At 70.7% G+C, this 19,917-nt stretch carries 20 protein-coding genes; 13 read left to right on the top strand and 7 right to left on the bottom strand.

Annotated elements, in window-relative coordinates:
* The first annotated feature begins 99 nt into the window (after window positions 1–99).
* The 4 genes from ettA to KUA19_RS28805 all read left to right on the top strand — a co-directional run bounded on the left by ettA (window position 100) and on the right by KUA19_RS28805 (window position 3,650).
* Window positions 100–1,776, top strand: coding sequence for an energy-dependent translational throttle protein EttA (ettA, locus tag KUA19_RS28820; RefSeq protein ID WP_217400836.1), 1,677 nt, complete (start codon window positions 100–102; stop codon window positions 1,774–1,776).
* Window positions 1,777–1,857: 81 nt separating this feature from the next.
* The gene (locus KUA19_RS28815; protein WP_217400834.1) at window positions 1,858–2,259 is read left to right on the top strand and encodes an acyl-CoA thioesterase; all 402 of its coding nucleotides are present in this window, start codon (window positions 1,858–1,860) and stop codon (window positions 2,257–2,259) included.
* Entirely contained in the window at window positions 2,244–2,906 is a 663-nt protein-coding gene (locus KUA19_RS28810; protein ID WP_308167699.1) for a DUF8185 domain-containing protein, read from the top strand. The genes KUA19_RS28815 and KUA19_RS28810 overlap by 16 nt, the downstream gene beginning before the upstream one ends.
* A 276-nt stretch (window positions 2,907–3,182) precedes the next feature.
* Window positions 3,183–3,650 (top strand): type III secretion system chaperone family protein, encoded by a 468-nt coding sequence (locus tag KUA19_RS28805; RefSeq protein WP_212829158.1) that lies wholly within the window; start codon window positions 3,183–3,185, stop codon window positions 3,648–3,650.
* A 180-nt stretch (window positions 3,651–3,830) separates the two neighbouring features.
* Here the strand turns inward: KUA19_RS28805 and KUA19_RS28800 are convergent, their stop codons facing one another.
* The 4 genes from KUA19_RS28800 to KUA19_RS28785 all read right to left on the bottom strand — a co-directional run bounded on the left by KUA19_RS28800 (window position 3,831) and on the right by KUA19_RS28785 (window position 8,197).
* Window positions 3,831–5,096 carry a PKD domain containing protein gene (locus tag KUA19_RS28800; RefSeq protein WP_217400832.1) on the bottom strand — a complete coding sequence of 422 codons (1,266 nt, stop codon included), beginning with the start codon at window positions 5,094–5,096 and terminating at the stop codon, window positions 3,831–3,833.
* A 127-nt stretch (window positions 5,097–5,223) separates the two neighbouring features.
* Window positions 5,224–5,640 carry a globin gene (locus KUA19_RS28795; RefSeq protein WP_217401065.1) on the bottom strand — a complete coding sequence of 139 codons (417 nt, stop codon included), beginning with the start codon at window positions 5,638–5,640 and terminating at the stop codon, window positions 5,224–5,226.
* 1 nt (window position 5,641) lies between these two features.
* Window positions 5,642–6,991: an MFS transporter gene (locus KUA19_RS28790; protein WP_308167696.1), complete on the bottom strand. Its 1,350-nt coding sequence runs from the start codon at window positions 6,989–6,991 to the stop codon at window positions 5,642–5,644.
* Window positions 6,992–7,147: 156 nt separating this feature from the next.
* Window positions 7,148–8,197, bottom strand: a complete 1,050-nt coding sequence (locus tag KUA19_RS28785; RefSeq protein ID WP_217400830.1) for a mechanosensitive ion channel family protein — start codon at window positions 8,195–8,197, stop codon at window positions 7,148–7,150.
* Window positions 8,198–8,580: 383 nt separating this feature from the next.
* On the opposite strand from KUA19_RS28785, the gene KUA19_RS28780 reads away from it, so the two are divergent.
* Window positions 8,581–9,099, top strand: a complete 519-nt coding sequence (locus KUA19_RS28780) for an HNH endonuclease (RefSeq protein WP_217400828.1) — start codon at window positions 8,581–8,583, stop codon at window positions 9,097–9,099.
* 3 nt (window positions 9,100–9,102) lie between these two features.
* Here KUA19_RS28780 and KUA19_RS28775 read toward each other — a convergent pair whose 3' ends face one another.
* The 3 genes from KUA19_RS28775 to KUA19_RS28765 form a co-directional block, all read right to left on the bottom strand.
* A complete protein-coding gene (locus KUA19_RS28775; protein ID WP_308167694.1) occupies window positions 9,103–9,696 on the bottom strand; it encodes a class F sortase in 594 nt (197 codons plus the stop codon).
* A gap of 26 nt (window positions 9,697–9,722) precedes the next feature.
* Window positions 9,723–10,211, bottom strand: a complete 489-nt coding sequence (locus KUA19_RS28770) for a hypothetical protein (protein WP_217400826.1) — start codon at window positions 10,209–10,211, stop codon at window positions 9,723–9,725.
* A 241-nt stretch (window positions 10,212–10,452) separates the two neighbouring features.
* Complete coding sequence (locus KUA19_RS28765) at window positions 10,453–10,902, bottom strand: Lrp/AsnC family transcriptional regulator (RefSeq protein ID WP_217400824.1); 450 nt, start codon at window positions 10,900–10,902, stop codon at window positions 10,453–10,455.
* A gap of 134 nt (window positions 10,903–11,036) precedes the next feature.
* Here KUA19_RS28765 and KUA19_RS28760 point away from each other — a divergent pair, with 134 nt between their 5' ends.
* The 8 genes from KUA19_RS28760 to KUA19_RS28725 all read left to right on the top strand — a co-directional run bounded on the left by KUA19_RS28760 (window position 11,037) and on the right by KUA19_RS28725 (window position 19,883).
* Window positions 11,037–11,930 (top strand): tryptophan 2,3-dioxygenase, encoded by an 894-nt coding sequence (locus KUA19_RS28760; RefSeq protein ID WP_372451876.1) that lies wholly within the window; start codon window positions 11,037–11,039, stop codon window positions 11,928–11,930.
* A 193-nt stretch (window positions 11,931–12,123) separates the two neighbouring features.
* Window positions 12,124–13,404 (top strand): kynureninase, encoded by a 1,281-nt coding sequence (gene kynU, locus KUA19_RS28755; protein WP_217400820.1) that lies wholly within the window; start codon window positions 12,124–12,126, stop codon window positions 13,402–13,404.
* Entirely contained in the window at window positions 13,401–14,750 is a 1,350-nt protein-coding gene (locus tag KUA19_RS28750; protein ID WP_217400818.1) for an FAD-dependent oxidoreductase, read from the top strand. The genes kynU and KUA19_RS28750 overlap by 4 nt, the downstream gene beginning before the upstream one ends.
* Window positions 14,751–14,767: 17 nt before the next feature.
* Window positions 14,768–16,249, top strand: coding sequence for a 2-hydroxymuconic semialdehyde dehydrogenase (locus tag KUA19_RS28745; RefSeq protein WP_217400816.1), 1,482 nt, complete (start codon window positions 14,768–14,770; stop codon window positions 16,247–16,249).
* Entirely contained in the window at window positions 16,246–17,073 is an 828-nt protein-coding gene (locus KUA19_RS28740; protein ID WP_217400814.1) for a 2-keto-4-pentenoate hydratase, read from the top strand. The genes KUA19_RS28745 and KUA19_RS28740 overlap by 4 nt, the downstream gene beginning before the upstream one ends.
* 118 nt (window positions 17,074–17,191) lie before the next feature.
* Window positions 17,192–18,097: an acetaldehyde dehydrogenase (acetylating) gene (locus tag KUA19_RS28735; RefSeq protein ID WP_217400812.1), complete on the top strand. Its 906-nt coding sequence runs from the start codon at window positions 17,192–17,194 to the stop codon at window positions 18,095–18,097.
* On the top strand, window positions 18,094–19,137 hold the full coding sequence (dmpG, locus tag KUA19_RS28730; RefSeq protein ID WP_217400810.1) for a 4-hydroxy-2-oxovalerate aldolase: 1,044 nt from the start codon (window positions 18,094–18,096) through the stop codon (window positions 19,135–19,137). The genes KUA19_RS28735 and dmpG overlap by 4 nt, the downstream gene beginning before the upstream one ends.
* Window positions 19,134–19,883 carry a 2-keto-4-pentenoate hydratase gene (locus tag KUA19_RS28725; RefSeq protein WP_217400808.1) on the top strand — a complete coding sequence of 250 codons (750 nt, stop codon included), beginning with the start codon at window positions 19,134–19,136 and terminating at the stop codon, window positions 19,881–19,883. Before dmpG ends, KUA19_RS28725 begins: the two co-directional genes overlap by 4 nt.
* Window positions 19,884–19,917: the final 34 nt, after the last annotated feature.

Here is a 19,917-nt window from a genome sequence, read left to right as displayed (position 1 = left end):
CCAGTGGGGGACATTGATCACAACCCACCCGATGTGGGGGTCGGACCGGTGGCCTGGGATGATGGAGCGGAAGTCTGTCTGAAGGGGGTTGGCCCGCCCGTGGCCCAGTTCATATACACGCTCGAAAAGGCGCGCAAGGCACATGGCGACAAGGTTGTGCTGGACAACGTCACGCTCAACTTCCTGCCGGGCGCCAAGATCGGCGTGGTCGGCCCGAACGGCGCCGGTAAGTCCAGCCTTCTGCGGATCATGTCGGGCCAGGACATCCCGAGCAACGGCGAGGCCCGGCTCATGCCCGGCTACACCGTGGGCATGGTGGCCCAGGAGCCGCGGCTGGACGAGTCGCTGACCGTGCTGGAGAACATCGAGCTCGCCGTCGCCGACACCAAGCGCAAGCTCGCCCGGTTCAACGAGATCGCCGAGCTGATGGCGACCGACTACTCCGACGCGCTCATGGACGAAATGGGCCGGCTCCAGGAGGAGCTGGACCACTCCGACGCCTGGGACCTCGACTCCAAGCTCGAGCAGGCCATGGACGCGCTGCGCTGCCCGGAGCCCGACCTGCCGGTCGGCCCGCTGTCCGGTGGCGAGAAGCGCCGCGTGGCGCTGTGCAAGGTGCTGCTGGAGCAGCCCGACCTGCTGCTGCTCGACGAGCCCACCAACCACCTGGACGCCGAGAGCGTGCTGTGGCTGGAGCAGCACCTGGCCAAGTACCCGGGCACCGTCATCGCGATCACCCACGACCGCTACTTCCTCGACAACGTGGCGCAGTGGATCCTGGAGCTCGACCGCGGCCGCGCGTACCCGTACGAGGGCAACTACTCCACCTACCTGGAGAAGAAGGCGCAGCGGCTGGGCGTCGAAGGCCGCAAGGACGCCAAGATGAAGAAGCGGCTGTCCGAGGAGCTGGAGTGGGTCCGCTCCAACGCCAAGGCCCGCCAGACCAAGTCGCGGGCCCGACTGGACCGCTACGAGGAGATGGCGGCCGAGGCGGAGAAGACCCGCAAGCTCGACTTCGAGGAGATCCAGATCCCGCCGGGCCCGCGCCTGGGCAGCACGGTGATCGAGGCGAAGGCCCTGGTCAAGGGCTTCGGCGAGCGGATCCTGATCGACAACCTGTCCTTCTCGCTGCCGCGTAACGGCATCGTGGGAATCATCGGTCCGAACGGTGTCGGAAAGACGACTCTGTTCAAGACCATCGTCGGGCTGGAGCAGCCCAACGACGGCACGGTCAAGGTCGGCGAGACGGTGCAGCTGTCATACGTCGACCAGAACCGAGCCGGCCTGGACAGCGCCAAGACGGTCTGGGAGGTCGTCTCCGACGGCCTGGACTACCTGATGGTCGGCAGGGTCGAGATGCCGTCGCGGGCGTACGTCGCCGCGTTCGGTTTCAAGGGTCCGGACCAGCAGAAGCCGGTCAACGTGCTGTCCGGTGGCGAGCGCAACCGCCTCAACCTGGCACTCACCCTCAAGATCGGCGGCAACGTGCTGCTGCTCGACGAGCCCACCAACGACCTGGACGTGGAGACCCTGTCGAGCCTGGAGAACGCGCTGCTGGAGTTCCCCGGCTGCGCCGTGGTCATCTCCCACGACCGGATGTTCCTCGACCGCGTCGCCACCCACATCCTCGCGTGGGAGGGCACCGACGAGGACGAGTCGAAGTGGTTCTGGTTCGAGGGCAACTTCGAGGCGTACGAGAAGAACAAGATTGACCGCCTCGGCGTCGAGGCCGCCCGTCCGCACCGGGTCACCCACCGCAAGCTGACCCGCGACTGACGAAGATCCACCAGGTCGCCCGGCGGCGGGGTCAGCGGACCCTGGACGCCGGGCGACCATCATGATCATGAGGCGACAACGATGAGGTTCACCTACCACTGCGCGCTGCGCTGGTCCGACCTTGACGCCTACGGGCACGTCAACAACGCTCGCTTCCTCACGCTGTACGAGGAGGCCCGCGTCGCGATGATGTTCGTCGGCGCCCGCGAGGCCGGGGTCACCTCGTTCGAGGACGGGATCGTGGTCTCCCGGCACGAGGTGGATTACCTGCGTCCGGTCGACTACGGCGACCCGGTGCGCATCGAGCTGTGGGTCGACGACCTCAAGGCGTCGCGCTTCACCATCTGCTACGAGCTGTTCGACGGGGACCTGCTGGCGAGCCGGGCTCGCACCGTGCTGGTGCCGTACGACCTCGAGCGCCGCCGCCCGCGTCGGCTCACCGAGGCTGAGCAGTCCTTCCTCAAGCCGTGGCTGGTCAGTTGAGCACCGTGTCCGCGCACCCGAACACGGCACCGACCGCCGACGCGGCCGCGTTCCTGAGCCGCCTGGTCCGGCTGGACCCGGCGGCCCTGGTGCGGCTGCGCCCGGTCGGGGCCGACCGCACCGCGCTGTGGGCGGTGCTGCCGTGGGGCGTGCTGGTGACCCGTACCGTCGACGGCCCCGCCTCCGGCGACCGGGTGACCACGGCCGCGGCACTGCTGGCGGGCGAGCCGCGGCTGCCGGAACGCGACGGCGACTGGCGACAGCCGCTGCCGCCGGCGCCGGGCCGGGTGCTGGAGTCGCTGCCGGTGGCGGTGGTGCGCCAGGCGGCGGAGGCGGCCGCGGCCACCCTGCGCGAGGTGGAGGCCGACGGGCTGCGGGGCCGGGCCGTGGGGCAGCGGGTGTTGCGCGACGCACTCCTTGACCACGTTGTCATCACCGGAAAGTCCGATATAGACGATGTACCCTTTTCTGTACCGCAGCGGCTGGTCCAGGCTGTGGTGCGGATGGGCTTCCTTGGCACATCAGGCCAGGTGAGCGTCGTCACCGCCGGACCGTGGACCGGATTGGCCGCTTCCTTTGGTACGGCTTGGATCCGGGCCACCTCGGCGTTGACTGTCCGACCGATCGCCTCTCGTCCTATTGGTTGATCACGGCTCGTTCATTTAGCCTGGGACGGCCGGTAAGGGGATGACGGAAGGCGGCTGTCCGGGTAGCCTCTCGCCGGGGGATGAACTGAGGGTAGGCAATTGCTCTCCCTCAGCACTTATCTGGTCGGCATCAAGCTACGTCGGACAGGAGCATGAGCGATGGCTTGGTTCTCATGGCAACGCGGATGGCGGGGGCAGTCCGCGGCGGCGAGCACGGCGCGGCAACGGGTCGTTCCGCAGCAGCGTGGGCTCTTCGAAGTGCCGGATGACCTGTCCATGATGGACAGTCTTCCACCGGCCCCGACCAAGCTGGCTGTCAGCGAGACCCCACCGGTCAACCTGCGCCGCATCGCCGCCACGCTGGATCTGCTCGACATCCGGTACCTGTCCGACGGCGAGGAGAGCCTGCTCGCCCTGTGGGAGCGGCACGCCCTGCTGTTCGCGGTCGAGGGGCCCGATGACGAGATCCTGGTGATCCGGGCCCGGCCGCACGCCACCGTCCCGCCGGAGCTGGCCGACCTGGCCTACCGCGCCGTCAACGAGTGGAACCACACCCGCCGGTTCGCCAAGGCGTACGTGGGCGACCCGACCGAGCGGGGTCAGCTGCCGATCTACGCCGAATGGCAGGTGCCGCTGCGGTCCGGGGCGCACGACGCGCTGCTGATGGAGCTCCTGGACTGCGCGGCCTCGGTGTCGACGACCTTCGTCGACTGGATGCACTCCGACGGCGGCCTGCTGCTCTGACCTCGTCCTGCCACCCTCGCACCGTGGCAGGTCGTGCTCAGGCGGCTTTCCGGCAGTTTCGGGAGAACTGCTGGAATCAGCGCCCGCATTCGTGCGGTTTCCCCGAAACTGCACGCGATCTTGACGCAGACCGGCCCGGCACTCGCGCGCTGCGAGGCCGGGCCGACGTCGGTGTACGGGTCAGTTGGGGCGGGGGAACAGGCCGATGCGGCCGTGGAACTCCCGGCCGAGTTCCTCGGTGTCCGAGCCGACCAGCAGGCCCAGCGGGGTCGTCGCGAACGCCTTCACGCCCACCCCGCGGGTGCGGGTCGGGTTCCACGGCAGCGCCACCCCGGTGTCCGGGTCGATCGCGCCGACCCCGGGCCGCGGCACCGCGCCCGGCCCCTCCGACTCGTGGCCGAACGGGTTGTCCAGCCAGCGCTGGTGCCCGCCGACGTACACCGCGCCACCGATGATCTTCACGGCGTAGAGCGAGTCGCCGCCGGTGTGGTTGACCCAGGTCGGATCGGTCCGCCCCGCCGTGTACGTCTCGAACCGCGCCGCCGTGTCGCAGGTCAGCCGCCGCCCGCTGAGCCGTCCCGTGGTCACGATGACCAGGTACGAGCCGTCCGGTGAGAAGTCCGCCCCGCGCATGTAGGTGTCGAACCCGTCGCGGCACAGCGGCATGTACGCGTCGGTCCACCAGGACGCCAGCGCCGCTTTCGGCCTGGTCAGGTCGAACATCGCCGCCTGGACCCGCCGGGCGGAGCCGACCCTCGTGAACGCGCCGATCGCCAGCAGCCGGTCGCCGGCCGGCGTGATCGCGATGTCCTCGACCTTCACCCGACCGATCTCGGGCGCGGACAGCCGAGCGTCCCAGCGGCGGTCGACCGCGCCGGTGCCGGGGTCGATCCGGGCCAGTCCGATCCGTTCCACGGCGCCGATGGCGCTGAACGAGCCGGCCAGGTAGAGCCAGCCACCGCTGGGCACCAGGCCGCGTACGTCACCCCAGTTGATCACGGCGGCGAAGCCGGGGACCGGTTTGCCGGTGGCCAGGTCCAGCCGGGCCAGACCGCGCCGGTGTTCGCCGCCGACCCGCTGGAACGCCCCGCCCACGAACACCGACCCGTCCGGGCCCGCGGCCAGCGACATCACCTCGCCGTCCAGTTGGGGGGCGAAGTCGAGCACGGCGCCGGTGCGCAGGCTGAAGGCGAAGATGTTGTGGCGCTCGTACTCGTACTCGACGTCGCTGTCCACGACGGTGCTGAACTCGCCGCCCACCACGACGGTTTCGCCGACCACCGCGATCGCCTCAACCTCGCCGTCTAGGACGTGCGGCGTCCAGTCGACGGGGTCTTCGCTGACGGTGTCGGTCGCACTCGGTCTGGCGACGGCTTCCGGTGCGGTGATCGCTCCCACGGCGGCCAGGACGGCCAGGGCGGTCAGCGATATGACGCGACGGCGCATCAGGATGTCTCCTCGTTTTCCGGGCATTCCACCCGTCTAACGAAGCTCCCGACCAGCAGAGCGCTCCCGGAGGGTTAAGAAGGGCCCTTCCTCGTCATAAAACGATAAGAAGGGGCCCTCCCTTACCTCAATGCTCCGCGTTGACCATGAAGTAGGCGGCGCGCTCGAGGTAGTCCCACAGCATGCGGTCCAGCTCGGGGGAGAGTTCGAGCACGTCGACGGCGTGGCGCATGTGGTGCAGCCAGGCGTCGCGCTCGGTGCTGCCGATGACGAACGGGGCATGGCGCATACGCAGCCGCGGGTGGCCGCGCTCCTGCTGGTACGTGGTCGGGCCGCCCCAGTACTGGACGAGGAACTTGCGCAGCCGGTCGTTGGCGGGGCCGAGGTCCTCCTCCGGATACATCGGCCGCAGCACCGGATCGGCGGCCACCCCGGCGTAGAACTCGTCCACCAGCAGGCGGAAGGTGTCCTCGCCGCCGAGCAGTTCGAAGTAGTTCGGCGGTGTCTGTGTCGCGGGGGCGGTCTGTTCGCTCACCCGGCCCAGGTTACCCGGCGGCCGGAGCCTCGTTCAGGCGGCGAGCCCGCTCGATCGCGGCGGTGAAGAGGTCCGCCGGGGGCCAGACACTGAGCGCGACCAGCACCAGCACCACCCCGGCCACGCTCCACAGGCCGACGACCTGGTGCAGGGGCCAGTGGTTGGCCAGCATGCCGGTGACCAGCACCGAAGAGCCCTGCACCAACTGCACCCCGGCCTGCATCACCCCGAAGGCACGCGCCCGGTACTGGTTCGGCAGCGCCTGCACGAACAGGCCGTTCGCGGCGGGCATCATCCCGGCGATGCAGAAACCGCAGACGGCGGCCATCAGGCACACGGTGAACAGGGGCGGATCGGTCAGCGCCGGCACCAGCGACAGCGCGGCGAGCAGGGCCAGCGGCCGGATCAGGCGGCGCCGGGTCTCCGCGGCGACCAGGCGGCCGACCAGCAGGCCGCTGAGCACATAGCCGATCGGGCTGGCGAGCATGATCAGGCCCTGGGCGAAGCCCACCTCGGCGGCGGTGCCGGTCGGTTCCAGGTGATGCGCCCAGATGACGGCCAGGCCCTCGGGCACGATCGCGAAGAGCATCGAGGTGAAGACGAGCACCGCGATGCCGCGCAGCGCGGCGGTGCCGAACACGATCGCGAAGCCGTCGCCGGTCTCCCGCACCAGGTTGCGCCGGGTGGCCCGGTCGTTGACCGCGGGACGGCGGCCGACCATGGTCCACAGCACCAGTGCCGAGATCGCGAAGGTGGCGGCGTCGAGGCTCAGCGCCAGCCTCGGGTTGAGCGCGGCGAGCACCCCTCCGGCCAGGTATCCGACTATCTGGGCGGTCTGGTTGAGGCTGAGATTGAGCGAGATGCCCAGCACCAGGCGGTCACCGGAGAAGATCTGCGAGAGCAGGGCGGAGCGGGCGGAGTCGTACGGCGGGTTGCCCAGGGAGGTCAGGAAGAGCAGGCCGATCAGCGCCGGCAGGGGCAGGCCGGGCACGGCGACCAGGGCGATCAGGATCATCCGCGCCACGTCGCTGACGACCATCACGTTGCGGTACGGATACCGGTCGGCGACCGCGCTCAGCAGCGGCCCGAGCAGCAGCCACGGCGCGAAGCTGATGGCGAAGGTGGCCGCCGCGGCGCCCGCCGAGCGGGTCTGGTCGAAGACCAGCGCCGTCACGGCGACCTTGGCCAGGTAGTCGCCGAGCCAGGACAGCGCCCCCGCGCTCAGGATCCCGCGATACTCGCGGTTGGCGAGCACATCACTGAAGGTCGCCCGCCGCTCGGGTTGCGAGACGGCTGCGGCCACCTGCGCCGGGGGGTCGTTCGGCGGTGGTGTGCTGGTGGGGGCGGAGGGGTGCACCACCGGATGGACCTCCATCGATCACGACGTGGGTGTCGAGGAACGTCATCCTGTCGTACGTTCACGTCGAATGGCCGTCCCGGTAGGGATCTCGACGGTAGATTCTGCCCGATCGGTGGATAAAGCGCTAGCCTCTACGGCTGATGCCGTGGTGGTCGGTCAGCTAGCTGACTCAGCCGTGGTGACCGTTCCTTCTTCCGGGGGTACGGCCGCGCGCAGCGTCCGGGCCGCCTGCATCTGTGCGGCGATACCCGACGCCTCCAGCGCCTCGGTCAGCCGCCGGCGCAGCTCCCGCTGCACGATCCACTGCTTGTCGGCCGAGGTCTTGCAGATGGTGCGCAGCACCGCGCCGTCGACGCTGATGCTCTCCACGCCCAGCACCTGCGGCGGGTCGATGAAGTCCCCGGCGAACTCCGGGTCGGCCGCGAAGGTCGCCACGGCCTGCCGGAGCACCCCGGTGGCCTCTTCCACCCCGACGAAGCCGATCGGCACGTCGACCATCACCTGGGCCCAGCCCTGGCTCTTGTTGCCGATCCGGATGATCTCGCCGTTGCGCACGTACCAGAGCACACCGCGCGCGTCGCGGACGGTGATGGTGCGCAGGCCGACCGACTCGACCACGCCGACCGCCTCGCCGGTGTCGACCACGTCGCCCACGCCGTACTGGTCCTCCAGCAGCATGAACAGGCCCGCGATGAGGTCCTTGACCAGCGTCTGCGCGCCGAAGCCGAGCGCCACGCCGGCGATGCCGAGGCTGGCGATGAGCGGGGCCAGGTCGATGCCGAACTCGCTCAGCACGATCAGGAAGGCGATGGAGAACACGCCGACCGTCACCATGCTCTTGAGCACCGAGCCGATCGCCTCGGCCCGCTGGCGGCGGCGCTCCGGGAAGACCGTGGTGGCGTTCATGACCGAGGACGGGATCTTCTCCCGCAGCGGCCGCAGCATCGTCGGCGACTTGCCCGCCGAGGCCCGCTTCACCACGTTCATGATGAAGTGGCTGATCACGGCGCGGGCGATCATCGCGCCGAGGATGATCGCGAGGATGCGCAGCGGCTTGATCAGCAGGTAGAAGCCGCCGTCGGCGAGCCAGATCGAGTCGGTGAGGTCGTAGAGGCTCTTGCAGAGTCCGTCCTTCAGACACTGGGCGGACGGCGTGGGTGAGCCCGCAGGGTCCGGTGCGAGTAGGGCGAGCTTACTGAGCAGCATGTCGGCGTACTACCTCGTCGGTCGGTGGCGAGAGCCCAGGGTATCGCGCCGGTCGGTCACCCCCCGTCGGTGGCTTCCCCGGGCCGCACTAGATTAGCGACCGTCCGCATTGGTCGCGGGGCGCGTAGGCCGTTTTGAGACGGCGAAGGCGGCGCCCGCTGGACGAGCGGCGCACCCCGGCGGCCCCCGGCCCCGCTCATCTCGGCACAGGCGCCCGGGATTTATCTCGCAAATGCCTATGAGCTGGGCGTATTGCGTCCGAGAATTCATGAGAGCGCCGCAAATTGTAGGTGCAATCACACGATCTATCGGGGACGATGGTCACAGTGACAGGTGGGATCTGAGGCCCCGGCGTCAGGCCCTGGCGACAGAGGGTGATACCGATGCCTGACATACGACCCGCAGCCTCTTCCGCCGCGTTGCTCCTCAACGCGACCTATGAGCCGCTGTGTGTCGTATCCGTGCGTCGGGCCGCCATCCTCATCCTCTCCGGCAAGGCCGTCTGCGTCGCCGACGGCGACGGGGTGCTGCACAGCTACCGCCACGACGTGCCGGTCCCGCTGGTCGCCCGGCTCACCCGCTTCGTCCGGGTGCCGTACCGGACCCAGGTCGGCCTGTCCCGGCGGGCCATCTTCGCCCGCGACGGCGGGCGGTGCGTCTACTGCCAGGGCCCGGCCGAGACCATCGACCACGTGCACCCGCGCTCCAAGGGCGGCCCGCACGCCTGGGAGAACGTGGTCGCCGCGTGCGCCCGGTGCAACCACCACAAGGGCGACAAGACCCTGGCCGACCTCGGCTGGCGGCTGCCGGTCAAGCCCGCGGTCCCGCATGGCGTCATCTGGCGAGTGCTCGGCCACCGGGCGCCCGACCCGCGCTGGGCGCAGTGGCTCGAACCGGCCTGACCTTCAGCCTTTGCGGGTGCTGACCAGGCTCGCGAACACCACGATGTTGTCGGCGTAGCCGAGCTTGCCGCCGACCCAGCGGCCCCCGCAGGTGATCACCCGTAACCCGGGGCGGCTGAAGTCCTGGTACACGCGTTTGACCGGCAGAGCGTCCTTGGCGAAGCGCTCGACGGTGTTGACCTCGAAGACCGCGATCCGGCCGTCCCGGCGGGTGATCTCGATCCGCTGGCCCGGCTTCACCTCGTTGAGCCGGTGGAACACGCCCGGACGGTCCTTGGTGTCCACGTGCCCGACGATGATCGCGGGCCCGTACTGGCCGGGCGTCGGGCCCTGTTGGAACCAGCCCGCCTCGTTGCGCAGCAGCAGTGACGGCGTGGCGACCGCGCCGTCGGCGTCCAGGCCCACCCCGTGGACGTACGCCTTCACCTTGATCGACGGGATCTCGATGCGCAGCGGGCGGCTCGGTGCCAGCACCGGGAACTCGCCCGGCGGGGGCTTGCCCTGCCCCCGGAACAGCTCGGCCAGCGACAGGCCGTGCGCGCGCCCCAGTCCGATCCCGACACTGAACAGTCCCGCCAGCACCAGCAGCAGCGCCACCGGGCGGCTCCACCGGCCGCGCACGGTCAGCCCTGCGGGATCGTCCGGCGCCGCCGGGCCAGCAGCGCCACCCCGGCGCCCAGCCCCACCGCGGCGGCGCCCGCACCGATCAGCGTGCTGCCGTCGTCACCGGCCAGGAAGCCGCCACCGGTGTTGGGGCCGCGGTGCGAGGTGTGCTCGCCGACCACCCACAGCGTGGTGGTGGCGGTCTGCCGACTGGGGCAGGTCAGCTTCACGGTGTACCCGCGCGGGGTCTTGTGCTCGGGCACGGTCGCCGCCGCGATCAGGTACGCGTTGACCGGCTCCACGGTGACCTCGCCGAACGCCTCGGAGTGCACCTTGGCGTTGTTCAGCGCGTCGCCGCAGCTCGCCCGGATGGCGACCTGGAACCCCGCCTGGATCGTGCTCGGGTTGACCTCCACGAAGACGCCCTCGGCGTAGGCGGGCGCGGGCACGCTCAGCCCCGCCACGGCCAGTGCCGCGACACCGGCTGCGACCCGGATGGCAGACCGCATGTTTCCCCCATCGTCGGCGATCCCGGCGAAACCCACCGGGCTAGGAGGAATCCTCTCATCACCGACGCCACCGCCCACCGAAACATGAAAAACTCACCGCCTTCCCCGGGCCCGCCTCACCGGGATCGGGCTGCAGTTTCGGGGAAAGTGCTGGAAACTTGGCCGCAATTCGTGCAATTTCGCCGAAACTGCACCTTCCCGAGCCAGAGCGCGACGCGGGGGCGGCGCGGTGCGCGGCGGGTCAGGGTTCGGGTGGGGGCATGGGGGTGATGGGGCGGCGGGACAGCGGGGTGGACAGGACCATGGTGCTGGAGGGGCGGCCGTGTCGGGCCAGCCGGTCGATCACCGCCTCGAACGCCTCCATCGAGGGCGCGGCGACCTTGAGGATGCTGCACGCGTCCCCGGTGATGCGGTGGATCTCCAGGATCTCCGGCCACTGGGACACGGTCGGGTCGCGCAGGATGCAGCCGGGTCCGTAGCAGGACATCTGGATCAGGGCGACCACCGGCCGCCCGACCGCGCCGAGGTCGATCTGGGCGTGGTATCCGGTGATCACGCCCGACTCCTCCAGTCGCCGGACCCGTTCGGCGACCGCGGGCGGGGACAGGTGGACCCGCCGGGACAGCTCGCTGAAGGACAGCCGCGCGTCGTCCTGCAGCTCGCGCAGCAGTGCCCAGTCCATGTCGTCCACGCGGCACCTTCCCTTCGTAAACCGCGATCTCGAACTCGATTATGAACCGAAAGCCGTTCGGCCCCGGCGCCGTTGAAACGGCATTCCGCGTGACGGGTGTCCGGGGACAGGATGTCCGCATCCGTGAACGGAGGATCCACGTGGACGCCAAGACTTCGACGACCGTCGTACGCCCGGCCACCGCCGAGGAGCGTGACGAGCGCGCGGTGGCCAACGGCGGCGAACCCACCCTGGAGTTCGCCGACCAGACGCCGTACGACGCGTACGTGCACGCCTCCACCCTGCACAGCCTGCAGCAGACCCTGAGCAAGGACCCCGGTGAGATGTCCTTCCTCATGATCAGCCAGGTGATGGAGCTCTATTTCGGGCTGGTGCGGTTCGAGCTGCGCGAGGCCCAGCGGCTGCTGGGTGAGGACGACGTTTGGGGGGCGCTTTCGCCGCTGCGACGTACCGTGCTGCACCTGGACGGCCTGATCGCGGCCTGGCAGGCGCTGCACTGGATGACCCCGGCCGACTTCAACCGCTTCCGCAACCTGCTCGGCGAGGGTTCGGGCTTCCAGTCGGCGATGTACCGCCACCTGGAGTTCCTGCTCGGCCTGAAGACCGCCTCCCTGGTCCGGCCGTTCAAGCGGCAGGACGACGTCTACCACGACCTGCTGGCGACCCTGCACGGCGCGAGTGTGTGGGACGACGTGATCGCGCTGCTGGCCCGGCAGGGCTTCCCGATCCCCGCCGACGTGCTGACCCGCGACCTGGCCGAGGAGCACCAGGCGCACCCGGCGGTCGAGGCGGCCTGGGTGGAGATCTACCGCGACGACAGCCCGGACAACCACCTGCGCCAGCTCGGCGAGGCGCTGACCGAGGTGTCCGAGCGCTTCGACGAGTGGCGCCACCGGCACCTGCGCGCGGTCGCGCGCACCATGGGGGCGAAGGTCGGCAGCGGCGGCTCCAACGGGTACGCCTGGCTCCAGCGCAGCATGTCCCGCACCGTCTTCCCCGAACTCTGGTCCGCGCGCACCCTGATGTAAGGCACAGTCGGCTCAGGGCAGCCGCTTTCCACACCGGGGCGCCGTTTCCCCGAGGTGATCACGGCGCCAGGGTTGAAACACGCCGTCGAGCACTCCGCTGGTGGCTCGTCCCGGCGGCCCGCCTGAACGGCGGACCACCGACGACTCGCCACCAGCGTCCATAAATTCATGATCAACGTAGAAGAAGAGTGGCATGAGGTTCAGCGAGGAAGAGGCGCGGGAGCGGGACGCCGCGGACGGCGGGCACCGGGAGTTGTTCCGGGTGCCACCGGCTGAGGGCGGGGCGTACCCGGAGGTGGCGTACCTGGCGGGCAACTCGTTGGGGTTGCCGCCGAAGGCCACCCGGGAGGAGCTGCTGGCCGATCTCGACGAGTGGGCGCGGCTGGGGGTCGAGGGGCATCTCGACGCGGCGCGGCCGTGGCTGCCGTACCACCAGTTCCTGACCGGGCCCGCGGCGCGGCTGGTCGGGGCGCTGCCCACCGAGACCGTCGTGATGAACTCGCTGACGGTCAACCTGCACCTGCTGATGGTGTCGTTCTACCGGCCCGAAGGGTCGCGGAACCGGATCGTCATCGAGGACTCCGCGTTCCCCTCGGACAGCTACGCCGTGCGCAGCCAGGCCGCCTTCCACGGGTACGACCCGGACACCGCCGTGGTGCGGCTGCGACCGCGCGACGGCGAGGACTGCCTGCGCACCGAGGACGTGCTGGACTTCCTGCGGGTCGAGGGCGACACGGTCGCGCTGCTGCTGCTCGGCGGGGTCAACTACCTCACCGGCGAGCTGATGGACATCCCGGCGATCACCGCCGCCGGGCAGGCCGCTGGTGCGCTCGTCGGCTGGGACCTGGCCCACGCGGCGGGCAACGTGCCGCTGCGGCTGCACGAGTGGGGCGTGGACTTCGCCGCCTGGTGCTCGTACAAGTACCTCAACTCCGGTCCGGGCGCGCTGGCGGGCGTGTTCGTGCACGAACGGCACCTGGGCGACCCGCGCGTGCCGCGTTTCGAGGGCTGGTGGAGCACGGCCGAGGCGACCCGGTTCGAGATGACGCCGACGTCGCGGCCCCCGGCGACGGTCGAGGCGTGGCAGGTCTCCAACCCGCCGATCTTCGCGATGGGCCCGGTGCGCACCTCGCTGGAGCTGTTCGACAAGGTCGGCATGCTGGTCCTGCGCGAGCGCAGCGAGCGGCTGACGGGGTACCTGGAGGCGCTGCTCGACGAGGTGCTGCCCGGTCGGCCGCTGGCGCTGGTGACCCCGCGCGATCCGCAGCGGCGCGGCTGCCAGCTGTCGGTGCGGGTCACCGGCATGTCCGCGGGTGACCTGGCCCGGCGGCTGCGGCACGAGCACGGCGTGATCGCCGACGCGCGGCAGCCCGACATCGTGCGCTTCGCGCCGGTGCCGCTGTACTCGACGTACCACGACTGCTGGCGGGTCGCGCAGGCGCTCGCCGAGATCTTCCCGGTGGAGGAAGCGTGAAAAGCAAGGAGATCGCCGTCGTCGGCGCTGGGCTGGCGGGTTGCCTGCTCGCCTGCTTCCTGGCCCGGCGCGGCTACACGGTGCACCTGTACGAGCGCCGCCCCGACCCGCGCACCGGCAAGGTCGAGCGCGGCCGCTCCATCAACCTGGCCCTGTCCGAGCGCGGGCTGGACGCGCTGCGCCGCATCGGCCTGGACGAGACGGTGATGGCCGACGCGCTGCCGATGCGCGGCCGGATGATCCACCCGGTGGTGTCGCCGGGTGTCGCGGGTGAGCAGGCGTTCCAGGCGTACAGCGCCGACGGCGACCGGGCGATCAACTCGATCAGCCGCGGCAACCTCAACAACGCGCTGCTCGCGGCGGCCACCGCGCTGCCGAACGTGTCGGCGAGCTTCGACCACCGCCTGGTCGGCCTGGACCCGAAGACCGGCGAGATGCAGTTCGACACCCCAGTCGGGCGCGTCAGCGCCCAGGCAGACGTCGTACTGGGCACCGACGGCTTCAGCTCGGCGGTACGCGGTCAGCTGCTGGCGCACGTCGGCCTGACCGAGAGCCTGGACTTCCTGGACTACGGGTACAAGGAGCTGACCATCCCGGCCCGCGACGGCGAGTTCGCCCTCGACCCGGGCGCGCTGCACATCTGGCCGCGCGGCTCCTCGATGATGATCGCGCTGCCGAACCCGGACCGCTCGTTCACCTGCACCCTGTTCTGGCCCACCGGCGGCACCAGCGCGTTCGCGTCGCTGACCAGCCCGGCGGCGATCGAGAAGCACTTCGCCGAGCACTACCCCGACGTGGTGGAACTCGCGCCGAACCTGGTGGAGGACTACCTGCTGAACCCGGTCGGCGTGCTGGGCACGGTGCGCTGCGAGCCGTGGCAGGCGTACGGCCGAGTCGGCCTGCTCGGCGACGCCGCGCACGCGATCGTGCCGTTCTACGGCCAGGGCGCGAACTGCGCGTTCGAGGACGTGGTGGAGCTGGACCGGGTGCTCGACGAGACCGGCGACGACTGGGACCGGGCGCTGCCCGAGTTCGAGGCGCGGCGGCGGGCGAACACCGAGGCGATCGCGCAGATGGCACTGGCCAACTTCGTGGAGATGCGCGACAAGGTCGCCTCGCCGGTGTTCGCGCTGCAGAAGAAGGTCGAGCACGCGCTGGAGCGGGCGCTGCCGGGCAGGTATGTCTCGCGGTACGAGATGGTGTCGTTCTCGACCACGCCGTACGCGCAGGTGCAGCGGCGGGTGCGCCGCCAGCAGCGGCTGCTCGGCGCGGCGGCGGGCGTGGCGGTCGTGGCGCTGGGTGCGATCGGCGCGGCGCTGGCGTGGCGGAAGGGGACGGGCGCGTGAACTGGGATCCGATCTTGATGACTGGCGTTCCGGCGGGAGCGCCGGGGCTGCTGCGCAACTACGTCGGCGGCGAGTTCGTCGACACGGGGCGGACGTTCGCCAAGCTCAGCCCGGTCACGGGCGAGAAGGTGTTCGAAGTGTCCGAGGCCGACGCGGCGACTGTGGACGCGGCGGTCACCGCCGCCCGCGCGGCGCTGCGCGGGCCGTGGGGCCGGATGAGCGAGGGCGAGCGCGCGGCGGTGCTGCGCCGGGTCGCCGACGAGCTGGAGCGGCGCTTCGACGACCTGGTGACGGCCGAGGTGGCCGACACCGGCAAGAGCATCTCGCAGGCCCGTACCCTCGACATCCCGCGCGGCGCGGCCAACTTCCGGGCCTTCGCCGACATCGTGGCCAGCGCCCCGACCGAGTCGTTCACCACGACCACGGCGGCCGGGGTGAAGGCGCTCAACTACGCGGTGCGCAAGCCGGTGGGCGTGGTGGCGATCATCGTGCCCTGGAACCTGCCGCTGCTGCTGCTCACCTGGAAGCTCGCCCCGGCCCTGGCCTGCGGCAACACGGTGATCGTGAAGCCGTCGGAGGAGACGCCGAGCTCGGCGACGCTGCTGGCGGAGGTCTTCGCGGCGGCGGGCGTGCCCGAAGGTGTGTTCAACCTGGTGCACGGCTTCGGGCCGGACTCGGCGGGCGAGTTCCTGACGAAGCACCCGGGCGTGGACGCGATCACGTTCACCGGCGAGTCGGCCACCGGCAGCGCGATCATGCGTGCCGCGTCCGACGGGGTGAAGGCGGTCTCGTTCGAGCTGGGCGGCAAGAACGCGGGCCTGGTCTTCGCCGACGCCGACCTGGACGCGGCGATCGCGGGCTCGGTGCGCTCCAGCTTCACCAACGGCGGCCAGGTGTGCCTGTGCACCGAGCGGCTGTACGTGCAGCGGTCGATCTTCGACGAGTTCGCCGAGAAGCTGGCCCGCAAGGCGAGCGAACTGGCCTTCGGCTGGCCCGCCGACGAGGCGACGGTGAACATGCCGCTGATCTCGCGCAACCACCGCGAGAAGGTGCTCGGCTACTACGACCTGGCTCGGGCCGAGGGCGCGACCGTGCTGGCCGGGGGCGGGGTGCCGGTCTTCGGCGACGCCCGCGACGGCGGCGCGTACGTGCAGCCGACCGTGCTGACCGGACTCACCCAGCAGGCGCGCACCAACCGCGAGGAGATCTTCGGGCCGGTGGTCAGCCTGCTGCCGTTCGACACCGAGGACGAGGCGTTCGCGCTGGCCAACGACTCCGACTACGGCCTGGCGGCGACCGTGTGGACCCGGGACGTGGGCCGGGCGCACCGCGCCGGGGCGCGCATCGACGCTGGGCTGGTGTGGATCAACACGTGGTTCCTGCGTGATCTGCGTACGCCGTTCGGCGGTGTGAAAGCCTCCGGGGTGGGACGCGAAGGCGGCGTGCACTCGCTGGCCTTCTACTCGGAACTGACCAACGTGTGCGTGGAGCTGTCATGACCCTGGCCATCTCGAAGGACACCCTCGACGAGGCGGTCCGCCTTCTGCACCAGGCGCAGGAGACGCGCACCCCGTGCCCGCCACTGCGTGAGCGCCTGCTGCCGGTCGGCGACGTGGCCTCGGCGTACGCGGTGCAGCGCGCGATGACGCAGGACGCCGTCGCGCACGGCCGCCGCATCGTCGGCGCCAAGATCGGGCTGACCAACCCGGTCGTGCAGAAGCAGCTCGGGGTCGGCCAGCCCGACTTCGGGGTGCTCTTCGCCGACATGGCCGTCTGGGACGGCGCCGAGGTCGACGTGACCCGGCTGCTCCAGCCGAAGGTGGAGGCGGAGGTCGCCTTCGTGCTCGGCCGCGACCTGCCGTACGAGCAGGTCACCGTCGCCGACGTGATCCGTGCGACCGACCACCTGCTGCCCGCGATCGAGATCGTCGACTCGCGGGTCGCGGGCTGGGACATCTCGATCGTGGACACCGTCGCCGACAACGCCTCCAGCGGCCTGTTCGTGCTCGGCAACCAGCCGGTGGCACTGTCCTCGGTCGACCTGCGCCTGTGCGGCGCGGTGCTGGAGCACCAGGGCGAGCCGGTCTCGGTCGGCTCCGGCGCCGCCTGCCTGGGCAACCCGGTCCACGCCGTCGCCTGGCTCGCCGCCACCATGGCCCAGGCCGGAACCCCGCTGCACGCGGGCGACGTCATCCTCTCCGGCGCCCTCGGCCCCATGGTCCCGGTCACCCCCGGCGCCTCCTACGAGGCCCGCATCACCGGCCTCGGCACCGTCCGCACCGCTTTCACCAGCGCCGCCCCGGTTCGCGGGGAGGTCCGGTGACGCCGCGCGCGGGCTCGGCGCCGACGGCCGCAGGCTCGGTGATCAGGAAGCTGTGCACGGGACACGCCGTCGAGCCGTGCCATAAGTTCATGATCGACGCAGTAAAGGGTGGGCGGCTGTGAAGGCGGGAGTGGCGGTCATCGGGTCCGGCAACATCGGGACCGACCTGATGATCAAGGTGTTGCGGCTGTCGGAGTCGCTGCGGATGGTGGCGATGGTGGGCATCGACCCTGAGTCCGACGGGCTCGCCAGGGCCGCTCGGTTGGGCGTGGCGACGACCGCAGAGGGCGTCGACGGGCTGGTCAAGATGGCGGAGTTCGACGAGGTGGAGATCGTGTTCGACGCGACCTCGGCCAAGGCACACCGCTATCACGACGAGGTGCTGCGCGCGCACGGCAAGACCGTGGTGGATCTGACCCCGGCCGCGATCGGGCCGTACGTCGTGCCGACCGTCAACCTCGACGAGCATCTGCACCAGTCCAACGTCAACATGGTCACCTGTGGCGGCCAGGCCACCGTGCCGATCGTGGCGGCCGTCAGCGCGGTGACCCCGGTGGCGTACGGCGAGATCGTGGCCTCGATCTCGTCGCGCTCGGCGGGCCCCGGCACCCGGGCCAACATCGACGAGTTCACCGAGACCACGGCCCGCGCCATCGAGGTCGTCGGCGGCGCCGCCCGCGGCAAGGCGATCATCGTGCTGAACCCGGCCGAGCCGCCCCTGCTCATGCGCGACACCGTCTACTGCCTGTGCGCCGACGCGAACGCCGACCAGGCCGCGATCGCCGCCTCGGTGGAGGCGATGGTCGCCCGGGTGCAGGGGTACGTCCCCGGCTACCGGCTCAAGCAGCAGGTGCAGTTCGACGTGGTCGAGGTGCCGATGCTGGCCGCGCCCGCGCTGCAGGTGTCGGTGTTCCTGGAGGTCTCCGGCGCGGGCCACTACCTGCCCGCGTACGCCGGAAACCTCGACATCATGACCTCGGCCGCGCTGCGCACCGCCGAGCGCCTTGTGGAGATGAAGAAATGACCGAGGTCTACGTACAGGACGTGACGCTGCGGGACGGGATGCACGCCATCCGGCACCGCTACACCGTCGACCAGGTGCGCACCATCGCCGCCGCGCTGGACGCGGCCGGGGTGGCCGCGATCGAGGTCGCGCACGGCGACGGCCTGGCCGGTTCGAGCGTCAACTACGGCCACGGCGCCGCCACCGACCGCGAGTGGATCGCGGCGGCCGCCGAGGTCATGACCAACGCGAAGCTGACCACGCTGCTGCTGCCCGGCATCGGCACCATCGCTGACCTGCGCGAGGCCCGCGAGCTGGGCGTGACCAGCGTGCGGGTGGCCACGCACTGCACCGAGGCCGACATCTCGGCCCAGCACATCGGCTGGGCCCGGGAAAACGGTATGGACGTCTCCGGCTTCCTGATGATGTCCCACATGAACGACCCGGCCGGGCTGGCGAAGCAGGCGAAACTGATGGAGTCGTACGGCGCGCACTGCGTGTACGTCACCGACTCCGGCGGCCGCCTGCTGATGAAGGACGTCGCGGAGCGGGTCGACGCGTACCGGCAGCTGCTGGACGAGTCCACCCAGATCGGCATCCACGCCCACCACAACCTGTCCCTGGGCGTGGCCAACAGCGTGGTCGCCGTCGAGCACGGGACGCTGGGCAACCGGACCGGCCTGCCGGTGCGCGTGGACGCGTCGCTGGCGGGCATGGGTGCCGGGGCGGGCAACGCGCCGCTGGAGGTGTTCGTGGCGACCGCCGAGCTGATGGGTTGGAAGCACGGCTGCGACGTGTACGCGCTGATGGACGCCGCCGACGACGTGGTCCGGCCGCTGCAGGACCGCCCGGTGCAGGTCGACCGGGAGACCCTGTCGCTGGGGTACGCGGGCGTCTACTCCAGCTTCCTGCGCCACGCCGAGCGCGCGTCGGAGAAGTACGGCGTGGACGTGCGCTCGATCCTGGTGGAGCTGGGTCGCCGCCGCATGGTCGGCGGCCAGGAGGACATGATCGTGGACGTGGCCCTGGACCTGGTCGCGGGCAAGGAGAGCGCAGCATGAGCGAGGAGCGGGCCGAGAAGATCGCGAAGATGGCGGAGCTGCTGGACGACGCGGCCGTCACCGCCACCGCGATCCCGCAGCTGACCAAGAACTTCTCCCTCGGCGTCGACACCGCGTACGCGGTGCAGGAGGCGCTGGTCGCCCGCCGCCTGGCGCGCGGGGAGAAGCTGGTGGGGCTGAAGATGGGCCTGACCAGCCGGGCCAAGATGGCGCAGGTCGGCGTGCACGAGGTGATCTGGGGGCGGCTCACCGACGCCACCGCGATCCCCGACGGCGGCACGGTGCGCACGGCCGGGTTCATCCACCCGCGCATCGAGCCCGAGGTGGCGTTCCTGCTGCGCGGCGGCGAGATCGCGGCGGTCGCCCCGGCCCTGGAGATCCTCGACTCGCGGTACGCGAACTTCGAGTTCACCCATCCGGACGTGGTCGCCGACAACACCTCGGCCGCGGCGTACACGATCGGCCCCTGGTGCCCGGTCCCCGCCGACCTGGCCAACCTCGGCGTGCTGCTGGAGGTCGACGGCCGGGTGGCGCGGACCGGCTCGACCGCCGCGATCCTCGGCGACCCGCGCCGCGCCCTGACCGAAGGCCGCCGCCTGACCGCCCGCCACGGCGTCAAGCTCCAGGACGAGTGGGTGTTCCTGGCCGGTGCCGCGACCGAAGCCGTCTCGCTGAGCCCCGGCGCCCACGTGCGCGCCGTCGTCCAGGGCCTCGGCTTCGCCTCGCTGAAGGCGGCTCTGGCATGAGCGAGCGAAGCGAGCGAATCATGGGCTCAAACGG

The organism is Catellatospora tritici (assembly GCF_019083965.1).
Taxonomy (GTDB): domain Bacteria; phylum Actinomycetota; class Actinomycetes; order Mycobacteriales; family Micromonosporaceae; genus Catellatospora; species Catellatospora tritici.
The sequence above is the reverse complement of the archived record's forward strand: the minus strand, read 5'-3'. Positions and strand labels throughout refer to the sequence as shown.

Excerpts from the sequence above, each read along its gene's own strand:
- KUA19_RS28815 (WP_217400834.1), top strand. The coding sequence starts at position 1,858 with ATGAGGTTCACCTACCACTGCGCGCTGCGCTGGTCCGACCTTGACGCC.
- KUA19_RS28805 (WP_212829158.1), top strand. The coding sequence starts at position 3,183 with ATGATGGACAGTCTTCCACCGGCCCCGACCAAGCTGGCTGTCAGCGAG.
- KUA19_RS28800 (WP_217400832.1), bottom strand. The coding sequence starts at position 5,096 with ATGCGCCGTCGCGTCATATCGCTGACCGCCCTGGCCGTCCTGGCCGCC.
- KUA19_RS28785 (WP_217400830.1), bottom strand. The coding sequence starts at position 8,197 with ATGCTGCTCAGTAAGCTCGCCCTACTCGCACCGGACCCTGCGGGCTCA.
- KUA19_RS28780 (WP_217400828.1), top strand. The coding sequence starts at position 8,581 with ATGCCTGACATACGACCCGCAGCCTCTTCCGCCGCGTTGCTCCTCAAC.
- KUA19_RS28770 (WP_217400826.1), bottom strand. The coding sequence starts at position 10,211 with ATGCGGTCTGCCATCCGGGTCGCAGCCGGTGTCGCGGCACTGGCCGTG.
- kynU (WP_217400820.1), top strand. The coding sequence starts at position 12,124 with ATGAGGTTCAGCGAGGAAGAGGCGCGGGAGCGGGACGCCGCGGACGGC.
- KUA19_RS28745 (WP_217400816.1), top strand. The coding sequence starts at position 14,768 with ATGACTGGCGTTCCGGCGGGAGCGCCGGGGCTGCTGCGCAACTACGTC.
- KUA19_RS28740 (WP_217400814.1), top strand. The coding sequence starts at position 16,246 with ATGACCCTGGCCATCTCGAAGGACACCCTCGACGAGGCGGTCCGCCTT.
- dmpG (WP_217400810.1), top strand. The coding sequence starts at position 18,094 with ATGACCGAGGTCTACGTACAGGACGTGACGCTGCGGGACGGGATGCAC.
- KUA19_RS28725 (WP_217400808.1), top strand. The coding sequence starts at position 19,134 with ATGAGCGAGGAGCGGGCCGAGAAGATCGCGAAGATGGCGGAGCTGCTG.